Origin of the sequence: Pseudomonas sp. BF-R-26 (genome assembly GCF_019947395.1) — a bacterium.
Taxonomy (GTDB): domain Bacteria; phylum Pseudomonadota; class Gammaproteobacteria; order Pseudomonadales; family Pseudomonadaceae; genus Aquipseudomonas; species Aquipseudomonas farris.
Genome location: NZ_JAGYGK010000028.1, coordinates 1 through 18,671 on the forward strand (window position 1 = coordinate 1; position 18,671 = coordinate 18,671).

The following is an 18,671-nucleotide window of genomic DNA, read 5'->3' on the forward strand; positions in this document are numbered from 1 at the left end:
CTCCTACACGATAATCTCCAGCGTGGTCGATTATCGGGAGCGAGGGCTGGCTTGAATATGTGGAGGGCAGGTGAGCGTCGATATCGAATGCGTGGTGGTCGGGGCCGGTGTGGTCGGGCTGGCGGTAGCCAGGGCGCTGGCTCGGGCCGGGCGAGAAGTGATTCTGGTCGAGGCGGGCGAGGGGATTGGCGTGGGCATCAGCTCGCGCAACTCGGAAGTGATCCACGCCGGTATCTATTACCCGAGCGGCAGTCTCAAGGCGCAATTGTGCGTGGAGGGCAGGCAACGGCTGTACGCTTTCTGCGATGAGCGCGGCGTCGATTACCGGCGTATCGGCAAGCTGATCGTGGCCACCGATGACCGTCAGTGCCGAGCCTTGCAAGCATTGCTGGAGCAGGGCCGGCGCAACGGTGTTGATGATCTGCAATGGCTGAGTACCACGCAGGCGCGGGCGCTTGAACCGGCGTTGTCCTGCGTTGCCGCGCTCTGGTCGCCGTCCACCGGCATCGTCGATTCCCATGCCCTGATGTTGGCGCTTCAGGCAGACGCCGAAGCGTGCGGTACTTCGATAGCCTTTCACACGCCATTGGAATCGGCCCGTTGCACCGGGCACGGTTTCGAGCTGCACATGGGTGGGGCTCAGCCGATGACGTTGAGCTGTCGTCAGTTGATCAACTGCGCCGGATTGTCCGCGCCTGAAGTGGCGAGCCGGATCGAAGACTTGCCAGCGCAGCACGTTCCCAAGGCCTGGCTGTGCAAGGGCAGCTATTTCAGTTTCAGCGGTCCGGCGCCGTTCCGGCATCTGGTTTACCCGGCACCGGAAAGCGCCGGGCTGGGCGTGCACATGACCCTGGACCTGGGCGGTCAGGCGCGTTTCGGGCCGGATGTCGAATGGGTCGAGCACGTCGATTACCGCGTCGATCCCCGCCGTAGCGAAAGTTTCTATCAGGCGATCCGGCGCTACTGGCCGGCGTTGCCCGATGACAGCCTGCAACCAGCCTACAGCGGCATTCGCCCGAAGATCAGCGGGCCGAGCGAGGCGGCCAGCGACTTTGTCATCAGCGGCCCGGATGTGCATGGCGTGCCGGGGTTGGTCAACCTGTTCGGCATCGAATCTCCGGGGCTGACCAGTTGCCTGGCGCTGGCCGACCGGGTGGTAAAAATACTAGCCGCTCCGCATTCCTTGTAGCAGCTGGCGAAGCCTGCGTTCGGCTGCGTTCGGCTGCGTTCGGCTGCGAAGCAGTCGTAAAACCTGCCCATGCGGTTTACCTGGTAGACCGCAATGCCTGAATTCACGACTGCTGCGCAGCCGAACGCAGGCTTCGCCAGCTGCTACAAAGGCGCGTACGGCGTGACCGATGATCAGCGTTTACGATGTTGCCAGCCGCGAGGGCTATTCTTGGCAATGCGCCCATCGTCATGGGAGACCTCTGATGATCAACGTACGCACTGCCCGCATGCTCGCCGATTACAGGCGCTGGGCCGATCAGCGACTCTTCGACAGCCTCATGGCGCTGCCACCGGAAGAGCTCAACCGCAAGCGGGTGTCGGTGTTCAACAACATCATCGGCACCTTGAACCACATCTACGTGGTGGACTGCATCTGGCAAGCACATCTGGAGGGCCGAGGGCACGACTTCAAAACCTCCCATGACCTGCTCCATACCGAACTCCCCGAGCTGCGAATGGCGCAACAGGAGATCGATCAATGGTTCTGTGGATGGACCTCGGCCCAGACCGACGATTCGCTGGATCAACCGATCGAATTCACCTCTGTCTCGGGGGAAAGCGGGGTCATGAGCGCCGGCGCGATGCTGTTGCATGTGGTCAACCACGCCAGTTATCACCGAGGCTGGGTGGTCCAGATGTATGTCGAGATTCCGGCCCTGCCGCCGATCACTGATCTGCCGGTATTTCTGCGCGATGTTCCGGGGTACTGAGTCATCGCTGACTTAAGCAAATCCCTGTGGGAGCGACCTGTGGCGAGGGGGCTCGCCCCCGTTGGGCTGCGCAGCAGCCCCAAAATCTCTGATGTACCAAAGATCTTGTGAGTGCTGCGCACTCAAACGGGGGCAAGCCCCCTCGCCACAGGCCGCTCCCACAGGGGGGCTTCTTTGTCAGTGAATGAGTGTCAAGCCTGAGGAATCAAACTCTGCCGGCAATCGAGCACCAAGAGCGCACCACCCAGTTCGCTGCTGCCGACTTCCAGCGTAAACCCATGCAAACTGACAATCGCCGCGACGATCGACAGGCCCAGCCCGAAACCGCTTTGCGGGTTACCGCCCTCGGCGCGATAGAAGCGCTGGAACACCGCTTCACGTTCGGCCAGCGCAATGCCGGGGCCGGAGTCGAGTACTTCGATTCGCGTATGCCCAGCGTCATTCAACCCACGTAAAATCACCTTGCCACCCGGCGGTGTGAATTTGATCGAGTTGCTCAGCAAATTCGCCACGGCTTCGAACAGCAGCGCCCGGTCGCCGTTGAGCCGGGGCAGGGACTCGGGCAGTTGCAGTTCAAAAGTCAGTTCGCCTTCTTCCGCCAGCGGCAGATAAAAGTCATGCAACTCTTGCAGCAACGGCACCGGGTCCAGTTGCACGAAACCCGAACGGCGCTGGCGATCCTCCAGCTCGGAAATTCGCAACAGTCCACGAAAACGCGCCATCAAGGTATCGGCTTCGCCGAGCACCGAATCCAGTTGCACGGCCAGCGTCGAACCGTCATCGGCCTGCTGCTGAATCCTGTACAGCTGCGCCCGCAAGCGCGTCAGTGGTGTGCGCAGGTCATGGGCGATGTTGTCGCACACGCCCTTGACCTCGTTCATCAAGCGCTCGATGCGTTCGAGCATGGCGTTGACGATGGCGGCGAGCATGTCCAGCTCGTCACGGCGGTTGGACAGCGGCAGGCGCCGGGTCAGGTCACCGGCGACGATGGCTTCGGCGCTGGCCTGGATTGCCCGGATCCGCCGCAGCGGTCGCCGTCTCAATAAATGCCAGCCGGCGATGCCGGGCAGAATGGTCAGCGACACGCCCCACAGCAGCGCGTGCAGGATGATCCGGGTCACGGCAAACAGCGAACCGTTGTCCCGCACCAGCACCAGCCAGCGACCGTCCAGGGTCCGGGTCGCCGCAGCATCGCAGCCGTCGGCGGGCAGAGTCGGGTCGTCGGCGTCGACGCAGTCGCTGAGGATGTGAATCTTGCCGTCCAGCGGCAGGCCTTGGGGGATCTGGCGCAAGGGGCCGCTGAGGTAGTGCTGCTGGTCATCGAACAGGCCATAGGCATCGATGCCGCGAATGTCGAAGGTCACACTGGCGGCGAGGGCGTCCTCCAGTTGCTCGCCCTGGAAGCGAGAAAACAAATGCTGGCGTTGCATCAACGAATGCTTGGCCAGGGTGTCCAGGTAGCTGGACACCTCGTAATACATGACCCCCATGAGAATCCCGCTCCAGGCCACGAACAGCGAACTGTAGAGCGCCAGCAAGCGGCTGCTGGAGGAGCGCCAGCCTTTAGAGGGGTTCAGCAATGACATAACCCGAGCCTCGCACCGTCCGAATCAGTGGGACTTTGCCTGGCGGGTCGATCTTTTTGCGCAGCCGGCCGATGTGCACGTCGATCAGGTTGGTGCCAGGGTCGAAGTGATAACCCCAGACCTCTTCGAAAATCATCATCCGCGACAGAATCTGCCCGGTGTTGCGCATCAGAAATTCCAGCAACTTGTACTCGGTGGGCAACAGCGTCAGCAACTGGCTGTCGCGGCTGGCCTCGTGGCTGATCAGGTTCAGCTCCAGATCGGCCACGCGCAATGTGGTGGCCTGGGCGGTCACGGTGTTTTGCCGGCGCAGCAAGACTTCGACCCGGGCGGCCATTTCATCGGTGGCGAACGGTTTGGTCAGGTAATCGTCGCCGCCGGCGCGCAGGCCGCGAACCCGTTCATCGACATCGGAGAGGGCGCTGATCATCAGGATCGGCGTGGCCACGCCCATGGTGCGCAGGGTGGTGACAATCGCCAGACCATCGAGCTCCGGCAGCATGCGGTCGAGGGTGATCAGGTCGTAGTCGCCACTGACCGCGCGCTCCAGGCCTTCGCGGCCATTGTCGACCCAATCCACGTCGAGGCCGTGGCTACTCAGTTCGGCGACGATTTCCCGGGCGGTCACAGCGTCGTCTTCGATGGTCAAGATGCGGGTCATAAGGGCTTGCCTGGTTAGGTGTTCAAGACGTTGCACGGCATTTTGCCAAGAAATGATCGATGGTTTTCTAAATAAAATTTCATGCAGGCCTCGTTTTGATCAATGCATAAAACCCGCCGATATGGCCGGCTCCTTGCAAACTGCATGACCCTGAGAAGTTCATTGTTTTCAACACATTGAAATAGAACGATTTATCCAAGTGACGCGACTGGCACGTTGACTGCAATTGCTCGTTTGACGAGTTGTAACACCTGCCTGGAGCACTACAACAATGAACAGATCCTCTGATGGTTTTTATCCTGTCGCAGATGAGTTCAGCACGCTCTCGGGCGTATCCTGGGCGGCGATCTTCGCCGGGGCCGCGGCGGCTGCGGCGTTGTCGCTGATCCTCGTGCTGCTTGGTTTTGGCCTGGGTTTTTCGGCGGTTTCGCCGTGGGCCCATGAAGGCGTCAGCGCCAAAAGCCTGGGTATCTCGACGATTGTCTGGCTGGCCTTTACCCAGATCGTGGCGTCCGGGCTCGGCGGCTACATCGCCGGTCGCCTGCGAGTGAGGTGGGCCTACATGCACGGCGATGAGGTCTACTTCCGCGATACGGCCCATGGCTTCCTGGCCTGGTGTATCGCGACGTTGGTGACCGCGACCCTGGTGGTCGGCTCGGTCAGCAACATTGTCAGTGGCGGCGTGCAGGCCGGGGCCACGGTCGCCGGCGGTACCGCCAGCGCCATGACCCAGGCTGCCGGCAGCGCGGTCGGTAATACCGACAGTGACCCTTACGGTTACTTCGTCGACAGCCTGTTTCGCGATGATCGGCCAGTCGCCGTCAGCGAGGACGCCGTCAATGGCACCGTCACCCGGATCTTCGCGCGCAGCCTGCGTAACGACGGTCAATTGGCGCCCGAGGATCGGACCTACCTGGCACAACTGGTCGCCCAACGGACCAACCTCACTCAAGAGGACGCCGAACGTCGTGTCGATGAAGTCTATGCCCGCACCCAAAAAGCCGTCGCCGACGCCAAACTGGCGGCGCAACAAGCGGCCGACACCGCAGCCAAAGTCGCAGCCTTGACCGCGTTGTGGATGTTCGTCGCGTTGCTGGCCGGTGCATTTTTTGCCAGCCTCGCCGCGATCTTCGGCGGTCGTCGTCGGGATGCCGTGGAGTACCTGGAAACCGATGCCTACGTGACCACCACCACAACCACGACGCTGCCACCTGTTCGCTAACCCAGGAGAACCATCATGCGCTCTATATTGCTGCTCCTTCTCGGCGTACCGATCCCGATCATCATTCTGATTGCCTTGCTCACGTGACCCCTTCGAGGCGCTTGCCTGCGCCGCTTCTATCTCCGGTAGAAGCGGCGTTTTGCTTTTCTGATGCCCAAGCAGCGAGAATCGCCCCATCGGGAGCACATCCGCTCCCACTTTTAATGTTGTGTTGCCTGACAGGAGAAATACCTTGGACAAAAAGGAAAGCAAACGGCAACTGGTGGCGATGCTCGAAAGCGGGTGTTCGAAGACCGAAATTTTCAAGACGCTGTCCGGCGGCGAGATCAAGGATCGGGTGCTGGCGTACTGGATCGGTGCCTATGCGGACCCTGCGCTGTGTCAGCGGCACTCCGGCAAGATCAAGACATTACTTTTTCTGACGATTGCTCAAGCGTTGCTCGGTGCAGTCTTCGGGTTCTTCCTCGGCTCGATGATCGGACCAGGTGCCGCCGTGTTTTTTACCCTGTTTGCCGCAGGGGTGCCGCTGCTGTTCGCCTGGGGCTTTTATAAGAACGTTGCGCAGGCCTACACCATTTACGTGATCCTGTCCCTGAGCCAGTTTCCGCGAATGTTCCAGGGGTTTGAGGAAGATCCGCTGCTGACGCTCGTCGGTGCCGGGATCACCCTGGGCATGGTGTTTTTTGTCGCGTACCTCAAAACGCTGTTGTTCCCGGACCTGGGATTCCTCGGCTCGAAGAAGGTCAAAGGACACTACGTGTTTTCCAGCTGAAGATCGGTGCCGGGCGCGGCAGAAATGGAATGCTTGAGGACGCCTTCGCGGGCAAGTCGGATCGCCGCACCGCTCGCTTCTACAGGTCATGCGCCGATCATGTGGGCGCTGACGATCGTTCCCACGCAGAGCGTGGGAACGATCGTTGTGGCTCAGTTAATCGGCGTAGCGACAAACACCTCAAGCCCCTCGGCATACTCTGTGAACGCGCTGATCCGCGGAAACTGCGCGGCCTGCACCTGATCCGGCACCATCAGGTTGGTAAAGCTCCAGGCCACCGCCAGGGTAATCCCGTCCTGCGCAATCGAACCGTCGGTTTTCAGCGGCTGTTTTTCCAACTCCCGCTCCAGCGCCGAATACGCCGCGGCCAATTGCACTTCGACCCGTTCCACCCAGGGCGCGTACTGAATCTCCGCTGGCCGCAGGTTGCGTTCGTAGTAAAGCTGAACCGACTTTTCGCACGCCGCCAACGTCAGGCCGATCAGTCGTAGCGAGCGCAAGCGTTGCTCCAGATTGTTGGGTATCAGGCTTTTACCCGGCGCGGCCAGAGCCTCCAGGTAATCGATGATCAGCGTCGAATCCATCAACACCTCGCCATCATCCAGCACCAGGGTCGGCGCCTTCACCACGGGGTTGATCTGCTGGAACTGCTCGAAGTTTCTGAACACCGAAACCGAATCGTGCTCCAGCGGTATGCCCAGGCACTTGGCGGAAATGGCGACGCGTCGCACGTAGGGCGAATCCAGCATGCCGATCAGTTTCATTGAGCCTTTCCTTCAGACGGTCCTTGGGGGATGGACAACCTTAGCTGAGGTTCAGCGACCTGCAAACGGCCTCGTGCTAATCCTCAAAGGCTAATCCTCAAAGCCTACCTGCTCATGAATCTCATCGACCTTCAATTCCAGTCGATAAGCCACGGCGATAAACAGCGCCTGGCACAGGCACAAGGTCGCACTCAGCGAGCGGAAGGCAAACGAACTGCCTTCGTTGACCAACAGCACGGTGTTGGCGCGCTTGGCCAAAGGGGAAAGGTTGCTGTCGGTGATGATCAGGGTTTTCGCCTGATTGTGCTGGGCAATACGCAGACAGTGCTGGGTTTCCTTGCCGTAGGGCGTGAAGCTGATGGCGATCACCAGGTCATTGGCGCGCACGCTGCGCATCTGCTCGCGGTAACTGCCGCCGAGGCCCGACACCAGGTGGATGCGCTTATTGGTGTGTTGCAGGTTGTAGACCAGGTAATCGGCCACCGCGAACGAGCGGCGCACCCCGACCACGTAGATGTTGTCGGCATTCACCACCAGGTCCACGGCTTTGTCGAAGGCCTGGTCATCGAGTTCCAGCCCCAGCCGTTCAATGCCCGACAGGGTGGCATTGATGCATTCGCGCGCCAGATCGCCCCCGCTGGCCTTCTGCGACTTGTTGGCGATCATGCTGCGGATGCGTTGCTGGTAGTTCTGCACCGGCGTGGTTTTGTGGGTGTAAGCCTCGCGAAACAGCGCCTGCATTTCGCTGAAACCACTGAAGCCGAAACGCTGGGAAAAACGCACGATGGCCGATGGGTGCACTTCGCATTCACGGGCGATGTCGCTGATGCGGTCGACCATGATCCGGTCGCTCTGCTGGCTCATGTAGCTGGCGATGCGTTTGAGCTGGCGCGGCAGGCTTTCGTATTCATCGGTGATCAGCTGCAACAAACGCTCGGCGTTGATCGGAGGGCTGGCGAGATCGCTGTCGGGCGTGCTCTCGGTCGTAGCCGGCTGATCGGTGCGGGACATAAGGAATCCTTCTGGCTTGTTCTCATAGAGATGACAGGCGGGTCATCCCCTGACAATAGGTTGGCTGTGCGCAGTCTACAGGGTAGGCCGGAATAAAATCTTGAGCTTGCGGCTGCCATGGGGTCTGCTGAAACGATGCACTGTGTCTGGAACGCTTGTGTGAAAGTTTATTGGAAAAAATATTCCACGTAAAAAATATTTAGAATAATTATTGATTGTTCGGTCCCGGTCGTTTTAGTCTGCATCCACCAAGAGTGTTCGGTGCCTTCATCGCCCCGAACGCAGGCTGATAAAAATAACAGGAGCCAGCATGGGCCAGACTCGTTTTGCCAGTGGGCGTCAATTGGATCTGATTTGCCTGGGGCGCCTAGGCGTCGACCTCTATGCGCAGCAAGTCGGGGCGCGGCTGGAGGATGTGAGCAGTTTCGCCAAATACCTCGGTGGTTCGTCCGCCAACATCGCTTTCGGCACCGCTCGGCTGGGTCTGAAATCGGCGATGCTGAGCCGGGTGGGGGACGACCACATGGGCCGCTTCCTCGTTGAATCGCTGACCCGTGAAGGCTGCGACGTCAGCGGCATCAAGGTCGATCCGGAACGCCTGACCGCCATGGTCCTGCTGGGCCTCAAGGACCGCGAAACCTTTCCCCTGGTGTTCTACCGCGAAAATTGCGCCGACATGGCGTTGCGCGCCGAAGACATCAACGAAGCCTTTATCGCCTCCAGCAAAACCTTGCTGATCACCGGCACCCATTTCTCCACCGACGGCGTCTACAAGGCGAGCATCCAGGCGCTGGACTATGCCGAGAAGCACAACGTCAAACGGGTGCTGGACATCGATTATCGCCCGGTGCTCTGGGGGCTGGCCGGCAAGGCGGACGGCGAAACCCGGTTCGTCGCCGATCAGAACGTCAGCCAGCACGTACAGAAAATTCTTTCGCGTTTCGACCTGATCGTTGGCACTGAAGAAGAGTTTTTGATTGCCGGCGGTTCCGAGGATTTGCTCACTGCGCTGCGAAATGTCCGGCAACTGAGCTCGGCCACATTGGTGGTCAAGCTTGGCCCGCAAGGCTGCACGGTGATTCATGGGGTGATTCCGGCGCGTCTCGAAGATGGCGCGATCTACCCCGGCGTGCGCGTCGAAGTGCTGAATGTGCTGGGGGCCGGCGATGCCTTCATGTCGGGTTTCCTCAGCGGCTGGCTGGAGGACGCCAGCGACGAGCGCTGCTGCCAGTTGGCCAATGCCTGCGGCGGTCTGGTGGTGTCGCGCCATGCCTGCGCCCCGGCGATGCCGACCCGCGCCGAACTCGACTATCTATTCAACAGCCCGGTACCGATCACCCGGCCGGATCAGGACGCCGTGTTGCAGCGTCTGCATCAAGTCAGCGTGCCGCGCAAACAGTGGAAGCAACTGTTCATCTTCGCCTTCGACCATCGCGGGCAATTGGTGGAGCTGGCCCACAAGGGCGGGCGCGATCTGAACGCTATCGGCGAACTCAAACAACTCTTTATCAAAGCCGTGGAGCGGGTCGAAGCGGATTTTCGTGAGCAGGGCGTCGAGGCTGATGTCGGCTTGCTGGCCGATCAACGCTTCGGTCAGGACTCGCTGAACGCTGCCACCGGTCGCGGCTGGTGGGTGGCACGGCCGGTGGAAGTGCAGGGTTCGCGGCCATTGGCGTTCGAACACGGGCGCTCGATCGGCAGCAACCTGATCGCCTGGCCACAAGAGCAGATCATCAAATGCCTGGTGCAATTCCACCCCGACGACGAGCCGTTGCTGCGTCTGGAGCAGGAAGCGCAGATCAAGGGTTTGTATCAAGCCTCGCAAGTCAGCGGTCATGAACTGCTGCTGGAAATCATTCCGCCCAAGGATCACCCGTCGACGCATCCGGACGTGCTGTATCGCGCGCTCAAACGCCTCTACAACCTGGGCATCTACCCGGCGTGGTGGAAGATCGAAGCGCAAAGCGCCGAGGAATGGAAACAGCTCGATGAACTGATTCAAGAACGCGATCCGTATTGCCGTGGCGTGGTGCTGCTGGGCCTGAATGCGCCAGCGGCGGCCTTGGCCGAAGGGTTTCAGCAGGCCAGCCAGAGCCAGACCTGCCGAGGTTTCGCCGTAGGCCGGACGATTTTCCAGGAGCCGAGCCGCGCGTGGTTGGCCGGTGAAATCGACGACGAAACGCTGATCCGCCAGGTGCAGGGCACGTTCGTCGAATTGATCGACGCCTGGCGCACAGCCCGCGCTTGATGGAACACCGCAATACCTGTGGGAGCGGGCTTGCCCGCGATGACGGCGGCACATTCAACATAAATGTGACAGCTAGATCGCTATCGCGGGCAAGTCGAATCGTCGCACCGCCACTCCCACAGGGTTTTGTGCCGCTCTTACTGGTTATGTAAAACAATAAAAGGTGCAGCCATGCCCGCTATCCGAATTGGCATCAACCCGATCTCCTGGAGCAACGACGACTTGCCGTCCCTCGGTGGCGAGACGCCGTTGAGCACCGCCCTCAGCGAAGGCAAGGAAATCGGCTACGAAGGCTTCGAACTCAACGGTAAATTCCCCAAGGATGCCAAAGGCGTCGGTGACGTGCTGCGGCCTTACGATCTGGCGCTGGTCTCCGGCTGGTATTCCAGCCGTCTGGCCCGCCGTTCCGTGGCCGAGGAAATCGACGCCATCGGCAGCCATGTCGAGCTGCTGGCAAAGAACGGCGCCAAGGTGCTGGTCTATGGCGAAGTCGCTGACTCGATTCAAGGCCAGCGCATTCCGCTGGTCGAGCGCCCACGTTTCCATACCGAGCAGGCGTGGCAGGAATACGCCGACAAACTCACCGAACTGGCACGCTTCACCTTGTCCCAGGGCGTGCGCCTGGCGTATCACCATCACATGGGCGCCTATGTCGAATCTCCGGCCGATATCGACAAACTGATGGCGTTGACCGGCAGTGAAGTCGGCCTGCTGTTCGATTCGGGCCACTGCTACATGGGCGGCGGTGAACCCTTGCAGGTGCTGCGCAAACACATCGAACGCATCTGCCACGTGCATTTCAAGGACGTGCGCAAACCGGTGGTGCAACTGGCGCGCAACAACCTGTGGAGCTTCCCGGACTGCATCATCAACGGCACGTTCACCGTGCCCGGCGATGGCGACATCGACTTCGGCGCCTTGCTCGACGTCCTGCTGGGCGCCGATTACCACGGTTGGCTGGTGGTGGAAGCCGAGCAGGATCCAGCGGTGGCACCGAGTTACGTCTACGCCAAAAAAGGCTATGACACCTTACGCGCACTGCTCAACGAGAGGACCGCGCGATGAGCCTGTTGGTCAAAAGCAATGCACGCGGCCGGACCATGGTTGAGTTGGGGCAAGGGGAGCTGGAATACGTCGGCTTCGCCGCTTACCGCCTGAGCCTCGGCGAAACCCTGCCTGTCAGCGCCGGCGACAAGGAACTGTGCCTGGTGCTGCTCAGCGGCCGGGTCAGCATCAAGGGTGAAGCGCCGGGGCAGGGCGCGTTCGATTGGGACAACATTGGCGATCGCCAATCGGTGTTCGAAGACAAATCGCCGTTCGCGGCGTACTTGCCACCGGGCAGTCAGGCGCAAGTGGTCGCGCTCAGCGACGTGCAAATCGCCGTTTGCTCTGCGCCTGGCTCCACTACTGAAGCTAAAAGCGAAAAGATCGCAGCCTTCGGCAGCTCCTACAGCCCACGGCTGATCAAACCCGACAGCATGAAACGCAGCGTGCGCGGCAAGGGCGCCAACACCCGCTACGTCTGCGACATCCTGCCAGACACCGAACCGGCCCATTCGCTGCTGGTGGTGGAAGTGCGCACACCGTCCGGGCACTCGTCGAGCTACCCGCCGCACAAGCACGACACCGACGATCTGCCGCATCAGAGCTTTCTCGAAGAAACCTATTACCACCAGATCAACCCGCCCCAGGGTTTCGTGTTCCAGCGGGTCTATACCGACGACCGCAGCATTGATCAGGCCATGGCCGTGGAAAACAGTGATCTGGTGGTCGTGCCCAAGGGCTATCACCCGGTCAGCGTGCCCTACGGCTACGAGTCGTATTACCTGAACGTGATGGCCGGACCGAAACGCGTCTGGCAGTTCCATAACGATCCGCAGCACAGTTGGCTGCTTGATCTCTGAACTAAAAAGCCTGAATTACAACATCCGAACGGAGAACAAGAACAATGAGTGACGCCCCGGTAATAGGTCATTACATCGACGGTCAGGTGCAGGACAGCGGCAGCGAGCGGTTCAGCAATGTCTTCAATCCGGCCACCGGTAGCGTTCAGGCGCGAGTCGGGCTGGCCAGTCAGAAAACCGTGGACGACGCCGTCGCCTCAGCGCTGAAGGCGTTCCCGGCGTGGTCCGAGCAATCGTCCCTGCGCCGTTCGCGGGTGATGTTCAAGTTCAAGGAACTGCTCGACCGTCATCACAACGAACTGGCGGAAATCATCAGCCGCGAACACGGCAAGGTGTTCTCGGACGCCAAGGGCGAAGTGACGCGCGGCATCGAAATCGTCGAGTACGCCTGCGGTGCGCCGAACCTGCTGAAAACCGAGTTCAGCGACAACATTGGCGGTGGCATCGACAACTGGAACCTGCGCCAGCCGTTGGGTGTTTGTGCCGGCGTTACCCCGTTCAACTTCCCGGTGATGGTGCCGCTGTGGATGATCCCGATTGCGCTGGTCACCGGTAACTGTTTCATCCTCAAACCGTCCGAGCGCGACCCGTCGGCCAGTTTGCTGATGGCGAAATTATTGACCGAAGCCGGTTTGCCGGACGGTGTGTTCAACGTGGTCCAGGGCGACAAGACAGCGGTCGACGCCTTGCTGCAACACCTGGACATCGAGGCGATTTCCTTTGTCGGTTCGACGCCGATTGCCGAGTACATCCACCAGCAAGCGACTTCGCGCGGCAAACGCGTACAGGCGCTGGGCGGGGCGAAGAACCACATGATCGTCATGCCCGATGCCGATCTGGATCAAGCGGCCGATGCGCTGATCGGCGCCGCGTACGGCTCGGCCGGTGAGCGCTGCATGGCGATTTCGATTGCCGTGGCCGTCGGTGATGTCGGCGACCAACTGATTGCCAAACTGTTGCCGCGCATTGATCAACTGAAAGTCGGCAACGGCATGCAGAGCGACAGCGACATGGGGCCGCTGGTGACCGCCGAGCACAAAGCCAAGGTCGAGGGCTTTATCGGCGAAGGCGTGGCCCAGGGCGCGCAGCTGATTGTCGACGGGCGCAACTTCAAGGTGCCGGGCGCCGAGAATGGCTTCTTCGTTGGCGCGACGCTGTTCGACAACGTCACGACCGAGATGAGCATTTACCAACAAGAGATCTTCGGCCCGGTGCTGGGCATCGTGCGCGTGCCGGATTTCGCCAGCGCCGTGGCACTGATCAACGCCCATGAGTTCGGCAATGGCGTGTCCTGTTTCACCAGCGATGGCGGCATTGCTCGCTCGTTTGCCCGCAACATCAAGGTCGGCATGGTCGGCATCAACGTACCGATTCCGGTACCGATGGCCTGGCACTCGTTTGGCGGCTGGAAGCGCTCGCTGTTCGGTGATCACCACGCTTACGGTGAAGAAGGCATCCGCTTCTACAGCCGCTACAAAAGCGTGATGCAGCGCTGGCCCGACAGCATCGCCAAGGGCGCTGAATTCAGCATGCCGACTGCCAAATAATTCACTTGTGCGGAGAACAACAAAAATGAGCAAACCCCTGCGTTTCGCCCTGAACCGTATGGTCGCCCCACGTTTGTCCCTGCCCGCGTTCATCGAGTTGGCGGTGACGCTCAAGGCCGATGCCATCGAGATCCGCAACGACCTCAAGGGCGTCGAGATCGAGGACGGCACCGCGCCCGAACACGTGCGTGAGCTGTGCGCGGCCAAAGGCATCACCGTGCTGTCGATCAACGCGCTGTATCCGTTCGATGTCTGGAATGACGAGCGCCGCGCACACGCGCTGAAGCTTGCTGCGTATGCCCGTGATTGCGGCGCGCAGGGTTTGGTGATGTGCCCGTTGAACGACCGCGCCGATCCACGAACCGAAGCGCAGCGTGCTTCCGGGCTGCGCACGGCGTTGAGTGAACTGGCGCCGATCCTGCGTGATCACGGCATCCTCGGTTTCATCGAGCCGCTGGGTTTCGAAGAGTGTTCGCTGCGGCGCAAACGCACCGCAGTCGATGCAATCAAGGCCATCGGTGGGCTGGATGTGTTCCGTCTGGTGCATGACACCTTTCACCATCACCTGGCCTGCGAACATGAGTTCTTCCCCGAGCTGACCGGGCTGGTGCACATCTCCGGTGTCGAAGATGCCGAGGCACCGCTGGCGACCATCCGCGACGGCCATCGGGTGCTGGTGGGCGAGGGCGACATCCTCGGCAACGCGGCGCAGATCGAAACCCTGCTCGCTACCGGCTACAGCGGCTACCTGTCGTTCGAACCGTTCGCCGACAGCGTCCATGGCCTGGCGGATATCCAGACGGCGATTGGCGCGAGCATGGATCACCTGCAGAAATCCCAAGGTTAATGGAGAACCCTGTGGGAGCGGGCTTGCCCGCGATGGCGGCAGCACATTCAACATTGATGTGTCAGGTAGATCGCTATCGCGGGCAAGCCCGCTCCCACAGTTGATCGCATTCCACAGCACACACCGGATTTAGCTTCAAAGGAAGGTGCAAACATGACCACAACAAGACTGACCATGGCCCAGGCCCTGGTGAAATTCCTCGATAACCAGTACATCGAGGTCGATGGGGTTCAGAGCAAATTCGTCACCGGGATCTTTACCATTTTCGGCCACGGTAACGTGCTGGGTCTGGGGCAAGCCCTGGAACAGGACAGCGGCGACCTGATCGTCCATCAGGGGCGCAACGAGCAAGGCATGGCCCACGCCGCCATCGGTTTCGCCAAGCAACACCTGCGGCGCAAGATCTACGCCTGTTCTTCATCGGTGGGCCCGGGTGCGGCGAACATGCTGACCGCTGCCGCGACGGCCACCGCCAACCGTATTCCCTTGCTGTTGTTGCCCGGCGACGTTTATGCGTGCCGCCAACCCGACCCGGTGTTGCAGCAGATCGAGCAGTTTCACGACCTGAGCATCAGCACCAACGATGCGTTCAAGGCCGTGAGCAAATACTGGGACCGGATCAACCGTCCCGAGCAACTGATGACCGCGGCGATCCACGCCATGCGCGTGCTCACCGACCCCGCCGAAACCGGCGCGGTGACCCTGGCCTTGCCGCAAGACGTGCAGGCCGAGGCTTACGACTATCCCGATTACTTCCTGCAAAAACGCGTGCACCGCATCGAGCGCCGCCCGGCCACCGAAGCGATGCTCGGTGATGCGTTAGCCCTGTTCAAAGGCAAGCGCAAGCCACTGATCATCTGCGGCGGTGGGGTCAAATACTCCGGCGCAAACGCAGCGTTGCAGGCGTTCGCCGAGCGCTTCGATATTCCTTTCGCCGAAACCCAGGCCGGCAAAAGCGCGGTGGTGTCCAGCCATCCGCTGAACGTCGGCGGGATCGGCGAAACCGGTTGCCTGGCGGCGAATCTGTTGGCCAAGGATGCTGATTTGATTATCGGTGTGGGTACTCGCTACAGCGATTTCACCACCGCGTCGAAGTCCTTGTTCAAGCACCCGGATGTGCAATTTCTCAACCTCAATATCAGCCCCTGCGATGCCCTGAAGCTCGACGGCGTGCAGCTGCTGGCGGACGCCAAAACCGGTTTGCAGGCACTGGCCGAAGCGTTGGGCGACTATCGCTCCAGCTGGGGCGATCAACCTCGCCAGGCCAAGGCGCAACTGGATGAGGAAGTCGATCGAATTTATCAGGTCGAATACCAGGCGAAAGATTTCGTCCCCGAAATCAACGATCACCTGGATCCGGCAGTGCTGCGCGAATTCATCGAGCTGACCGGTTCCTGCCTGACCCAGAGCCGGGTGCTCGGCGTGCTCAATGAAACCCTGGCCGATGACGCCGTGATCGTCGCCGCCGCCGGCAGTCTGCCCGGTGACTTGCAGCGCAGCTGGCGTAGCAAGGGCGTGAACACTTACCACGTCGAGTACGGTTATTCGTGCATGGGTTACGAGGTGAACGCCGCACTGGGCGTGAAGCTCGCCGAGCCTGAGCGCGAGGTCTACGCACTGGTGGGCGACGGCTCCTACATGATGCTGCACTCGGAGCTGGCGACCTCGATCCAGGAGCGACGCAAGATCAACGTGGTGCTGCTGGACAACATGACCTTCGGCTGCATCAACAACCTGCAAATGGAACACGGCATGGACAGCTTCGGCACCGAGTTCCGTTTCCGTAATCCGGAAACCGGCAAGCTCGATGGCGGCTTCGTGCCGGTGGATTTCGCCATGAGCGCAGCGGCGTACGGCTGCAAGACTTACAAAGTGAACACCGTTGAAGAGTTGCAAGCTGCGTTGGCGGATGCGCGGTTGCAGACGGTGTCGACGCTGATCGATATCAAGGTCCTGCCCAAAACCATGATTCACAAATACCTGTCGTGGTGGCGGGTCGGCGTGGCGCAAGTCTCCACCAGCGCCCGCACCGATGCGGTGGCCAAGACCCTCAATGAGCGACTGGCCAAGGCCCGTCAATACTGATTGCCCTGAACGAACCCACAGGAGTGTTTATATGTCTTTGCTTTCCAATTCGTTGCGGATCGGCGTTATCGGCACCGGGGCCATCGGCCAGGATCATATCCGTCGTTGCAGCCAGACCTTGCTCAACAGCCAGGTTGTCGCGGTCACCGACATCAATTTGCAGCAAGCGGCCAAGGTCGTTTCCGATCTGAAACTGACTGCCGAGGTCTATCCCGACGGTCATGCGCTGATCAAGGCACCGGAAGTCGAAGCGATCCTCGTGACCTCTTGGGGCCCGAGCCACGAAGAGTTCGTACTGGCGGCGATTGCCGCGGGCAAACCGGTGTTCTGCGAAAAGCCGCTGGCGGTCACCGCCGAAGGCTGCCGCAAGATCGTCGAGGCCGAAGTGGCCCACGGCAAGCGTCTGGTGCAGGTCGGTTTCATGCGCCCATACGATGAAGGTTATCGGGCGTTGAAAGCCGTGATCGACAGCGGCCAGATCGGCGAGCCGTTGATGCTGCATTGCGCCCACCGCAACCCGACCGTGGGCGAGAACTACAAGACCGACATGGCGATCACCGACACACTGATCCATGAGCTGGACGTGTTGCGCTGGTTGCTCGACGACGATTATGTGTCGGTGCAGGTGGTGTTCCCACGCAAGACCAGCAAGGCCCACGCTCATTTGAAAGACCCGCAGATCGTGCTGCTGGAAACCGCCAAGGGCACGCGCATCGATGTGGAAGTGTTCGTCAATTGCCAATACGGCTACGACATCCAGTGCGAAGTGGTGGGGGAGACCGGCATCGCCAAACTGCCGGAGCCGTCGCAGGTTCAGTTACGCAGCGGGGCGAAGCTGTCGAATGCGATTCTGATGGACTGGAAGGATCGCTTCATCGCCGCGTATGACGTCGAGTTGCAGGCGTTTATCGATGGCGTGCGGGCCGGGCAGGTCGGCGGGCCGTCGGCGTGGGATGGTTACGCGGCGGCGGTGGCGGCTGATGCCTGCATCGAAGCGCAGAACAGCGGCCAGATCGTAAAAGTCGGCCTGCCAGACCGCCCCCGTTTCTACGGCTAACAAAACCTGATCTTCGCTGACACTCATCGATCATGTAGGAGCTGCCGCAGGCTGCGATCTTTTGACTTCGCTTTTTAGAATCAAGATCAAAAGATCGCAGCCTTCGGCAGCTCCTACAGGGGACGGCGTCGATTCTGGTTAAGGAGAACAAAAAACATGCGCATCGCACTAGACCCCTACATGTACCGCAACCTGTCCCTGGGCAAGATGGTCGACAAGGTTGCCGAGCTCGGTTACGAACACATCGAGCTGTCGCCCCGGGAAGATTTCCTGCCGTTCTATAAAGCCCCGCGGGTCGACAAGGCGCGGATCAAGGAATTCCGTAAAGCCCTGAGCGACACCGGGGTCAAACTCTCTTCCTTATTACCGATGTACCACTGGGCCGCCGCCGACGAAGGTTTGCGTGTGGCCGCCGTGCGTAACTGGAAGCGCGCGATCCAGATTGCCGTGGAGATGGACTGCGAACTGGTCAACACCGAGTTCACCGGCCAGTCGGACAGCCCGCTGGTGTGCGAAAACCAGTTCATGCGCTCCATGGACGAGTTGATCCCCGAGTTTGAACGCGAAGGCATCAAGCTCGATATCCAGGCTCATCCTTACGATTTCTGCGAGCGCAATAACGAGTCCGTGGACATCATTCGCGGGCTGGACCGTGACTGGATCAACTACCTCTACGCCGCTCCGCACACGTTTTTCTATGACGACGGTGTCGGTGATATCGCCTCGATGCTCAAGTACGCCGGGTCGAAACTGACGCACCTGATCATCGCCGACACCTACAACCACAAGGCTTCCTCGGGCTTGCGCTACATCGTCAACCCGCCGGGCGTCACCGCCACCGTGCACCAGCATCTGGACATCGGCCAGGGCGAGGTCAACTGGGAAGCGTTTTTCGGCACATTGCGCGAGATCAAATTCGATGGCATCGCCACGGTCTCGGTATTCGCCTGGGAAGACCGGCCGGACGAGTCCAACCGCATAATGCTCGAACGCGTCAAAAGCGAACTCTGCCGCTGACGGACCTTAC

General features: G+C 60.4%; 16 protein-coding genes. 12 read left to right on the forward strand and 4 right to left on the reverse strand.

Going from position 1 to position 18,671, the window contains the following annotated elements; genetic code table 11:
• Positions 1-70 precede the first annotated feature (70 nt).
• Positions 71-1,189 (forward strand): NAD(P)/FAD-dependent oxidoreductase, encoded by a 1,119-nt coding sequence (locus tag KGB18_RS28850; protein WP_123722238.1) that lies wholly within the window; start codon positions 71-73, stop codon positions 1,187-1,189.
• 244 nt (positions 1,190-1,433) lie between these two features.
• Positions 1,434-1,940 carry a DinB family protein gene (locus KGB18_RS28855; RefSeq protein WP_123722239.1) on the forward strand — a complete coding sequence of 169 codons (507 nt, stop codon included), beginning with the start codon at positions 1,434-1,436 and terminating at the stop codon, positions 1,938-1,940.
• Positions 1,941-2,131: 191 nt separating this feature from the next.
• On the opposite strand, the gene KGB18_RS28860 is transcribed toward KGB18_RS28855, so the two are convergent.
• Both KGB18_RS28860 and KGB18_RS28865 read right to left on the reverse strand, forming a co-directional pair.
• Positions 2,132-3,526: a sensor histidine kinase gene (locus KGB18_RS28860; RefSeq protein WP_223570918.1), complete on the reverse strand. Its 1,395-nt coding sequence runs from the start codon at positions 3,524-3,526 to the stop codon at positions 2,132-2,134.
• On the reverse strand, positions 3,504-4,187 hold the full coding sequence (locus KGB18_RS28865; RefSeq protein WP_052966859.1) for a response regulator transcription factor: 684 nt from the start codon (positions 4,185-4,187) through the stop codon (positions 3,504-3,506). Before KGB18_RS28865 ends, KGB18_RS28860 begins: the two co-directional genes overlap by 23 nt.
• 271 nt (positions 4,188-4,458) lie before the next feature.
• Here KGB18_RS28865 and KGB18_RS28870 point away from each other — a divergent pair, with 271 nt between their 5' ends.
• Positions 4,459-5,409, forward strand: a complete 951-nt coding sequence (locus KGB18_RS28870) for a hypothetical protein (RefSeq protein WP_123722241.1) — start codon at positions 4,459-4,461, stop codon at positions 5,407-5,409.
• Between the two features lie 232 nt (positions 5,410-5,641).
• The gene (locus KGB18_RS28875) at positions 5,642-6,181 is read left to right on the forward strand and encodes a hypothetical protein (RefSeq protein WP_123722242.1); all 540 of its coding nucleotides are present in this window, start codon (positions 5,642-5,644) and stop codon (positions 6,179-6,181) included.
• 152 nt (positions 6,182-6,333) lie between these two features.
• Here KGB18_RS28875 and KGB18_RS28880 read toward each other — a convergent pair whose 3' ends face one another.
• Positions 6,334-6,945 carry a glutathione S-transferase gene (locus KGB18_RS28880; RefSeq protein ID WP_123722243.1) on the reverse strand — a complete coding sequence of 204 codons (612 nt, stop codon included), beginning with the start codon at positions 6,943-6,945 and terminating at the stop codon, positions 6,334-6,336.
• A 90-nt stretch (positions 6,946-7,035) separates the two neighbouring features.
• Positions 7,036-7,956 (reverse strand): MurR/RpiR family transcriptional regulator, encoded by a 921-nt coding sequence (locus KGB18_RS28885; protein ID WP_052966863.1) that lies wholly within the window; start codon positions 7,954-7,956, stop codon positions 7,036-7,038.
• Positions 7,957-8,266: 310 nt separating this feature from the next.
• Here KGB18_RS28885 and KGB18_RS28890 point away from each other — a divergent pair, with 310 nt between their 5' ends.
• The 8 genes from KGB18_RS28890 to KGB18_RS28925 all read left to right on the forward strand — a co-directional run bounded on the left by KGB18_RS28890 (position 8,267) and on the right by KGB18_RS28925 (position 18,661).
• Entirely contained in the window at positions 8,267-10,204 is a 1,938-nt protein-coding gene (locus KGB18_RS28890; protein WP_223570919.1) for a bifunctional 5-dehydro-2-deoxygluconokinase/5-dehydro-2-deoxyphosphogluconate aldolase, read from the forward strand.
• A 171-nt stretch (positions 10,205-10,375) separates the two neighbouring features.
• Positions 10,376-11,269 carry a myo-inosose-2 dehydratase gene (gene iolE, locus KGB18_RS28895; RefSeq protein ID WP_201060779.1) on the forward strand — a complete coding sequence of 298 codons (894 nt, stop codon included), beginning with the start codon at positions 10,376-10,378 and terminating at the stop codon, positions 11,267-11,269.
• A complete protein-coding gene (gene iolB / locus KGB18_RS28900) occupies positions 11,266-12,108 on the forward strand; it encodes a 5-deoxy-glucuronate isomerase (protein WP_123722245.1) in 843 nt (280 codons plus the stop codon). Before iolE ends, iolB begins: the two co-directional genes overlap by 4 nt.
• Positions 12,109-12,152: 44 nt before the next feature.
• On the forward strand, positions 12,153-13,655 hold the full coding sequence (locus tag KGB18_RS28905; RefSeq protein WP_223570920.1) for a CoA-acylating methylmalonate-semialdehyde dehydrogenase: 1,503 nt from the start codon (positions 12,153-12,155) through the stop codon (positions 13,653-13,655).
• 25 nt (positions 13,656-13,680) lie between these two features.
• Positions 13,681-14,502, forward strand: a complete 822-nt coding sequence (locus KGB18_RS28910) for a TIM barrel protein (protein ID WP_223570921.1) — start codon at positions 13,681-13,683, stop codon at positions 14,500-14,502.
• Between the two features lie 153 nt (positions 14,503-14,655).
• Entirely contained in the window at positions 14,656-16,587 is a 1,932-nt protein-coding gene (gene iolD / locus KGB18_RS28915) for a 3D-(3,5/4)-trihydroxycyclohexane-1,2-dione acylhydrolase (decyclizing) (RefSeq protein ID WP_223570922.1), read from the forward strand.
• A 31-nt stretch (positions 16,588-16,618) separates the two neighbouring features.
• Complete coding sequence (locus tag KGB18_RS28920) at positions 16,619-17,644, forward strand: Gfo/Idh/MocA family protein (protein ID WP_201060774.1); 1,026 nt, start codon at positions 16,619-16,621, stop codon at positions 17,642-17,644.
• Between the two features lie 156 nt (positions 17,645-17,800).
• Entirely contained in the window at positions 17,801-18,661 is an 861-nt protein-coding gene (locus KGB18_RS28925) for a sugar phosphate isomerase/epimerase family protein (RefSeq protein WP_123722250.1), read from the forward strand.
• Positions 18,662-18,671 lie beyond the last annotated feature (10 nt).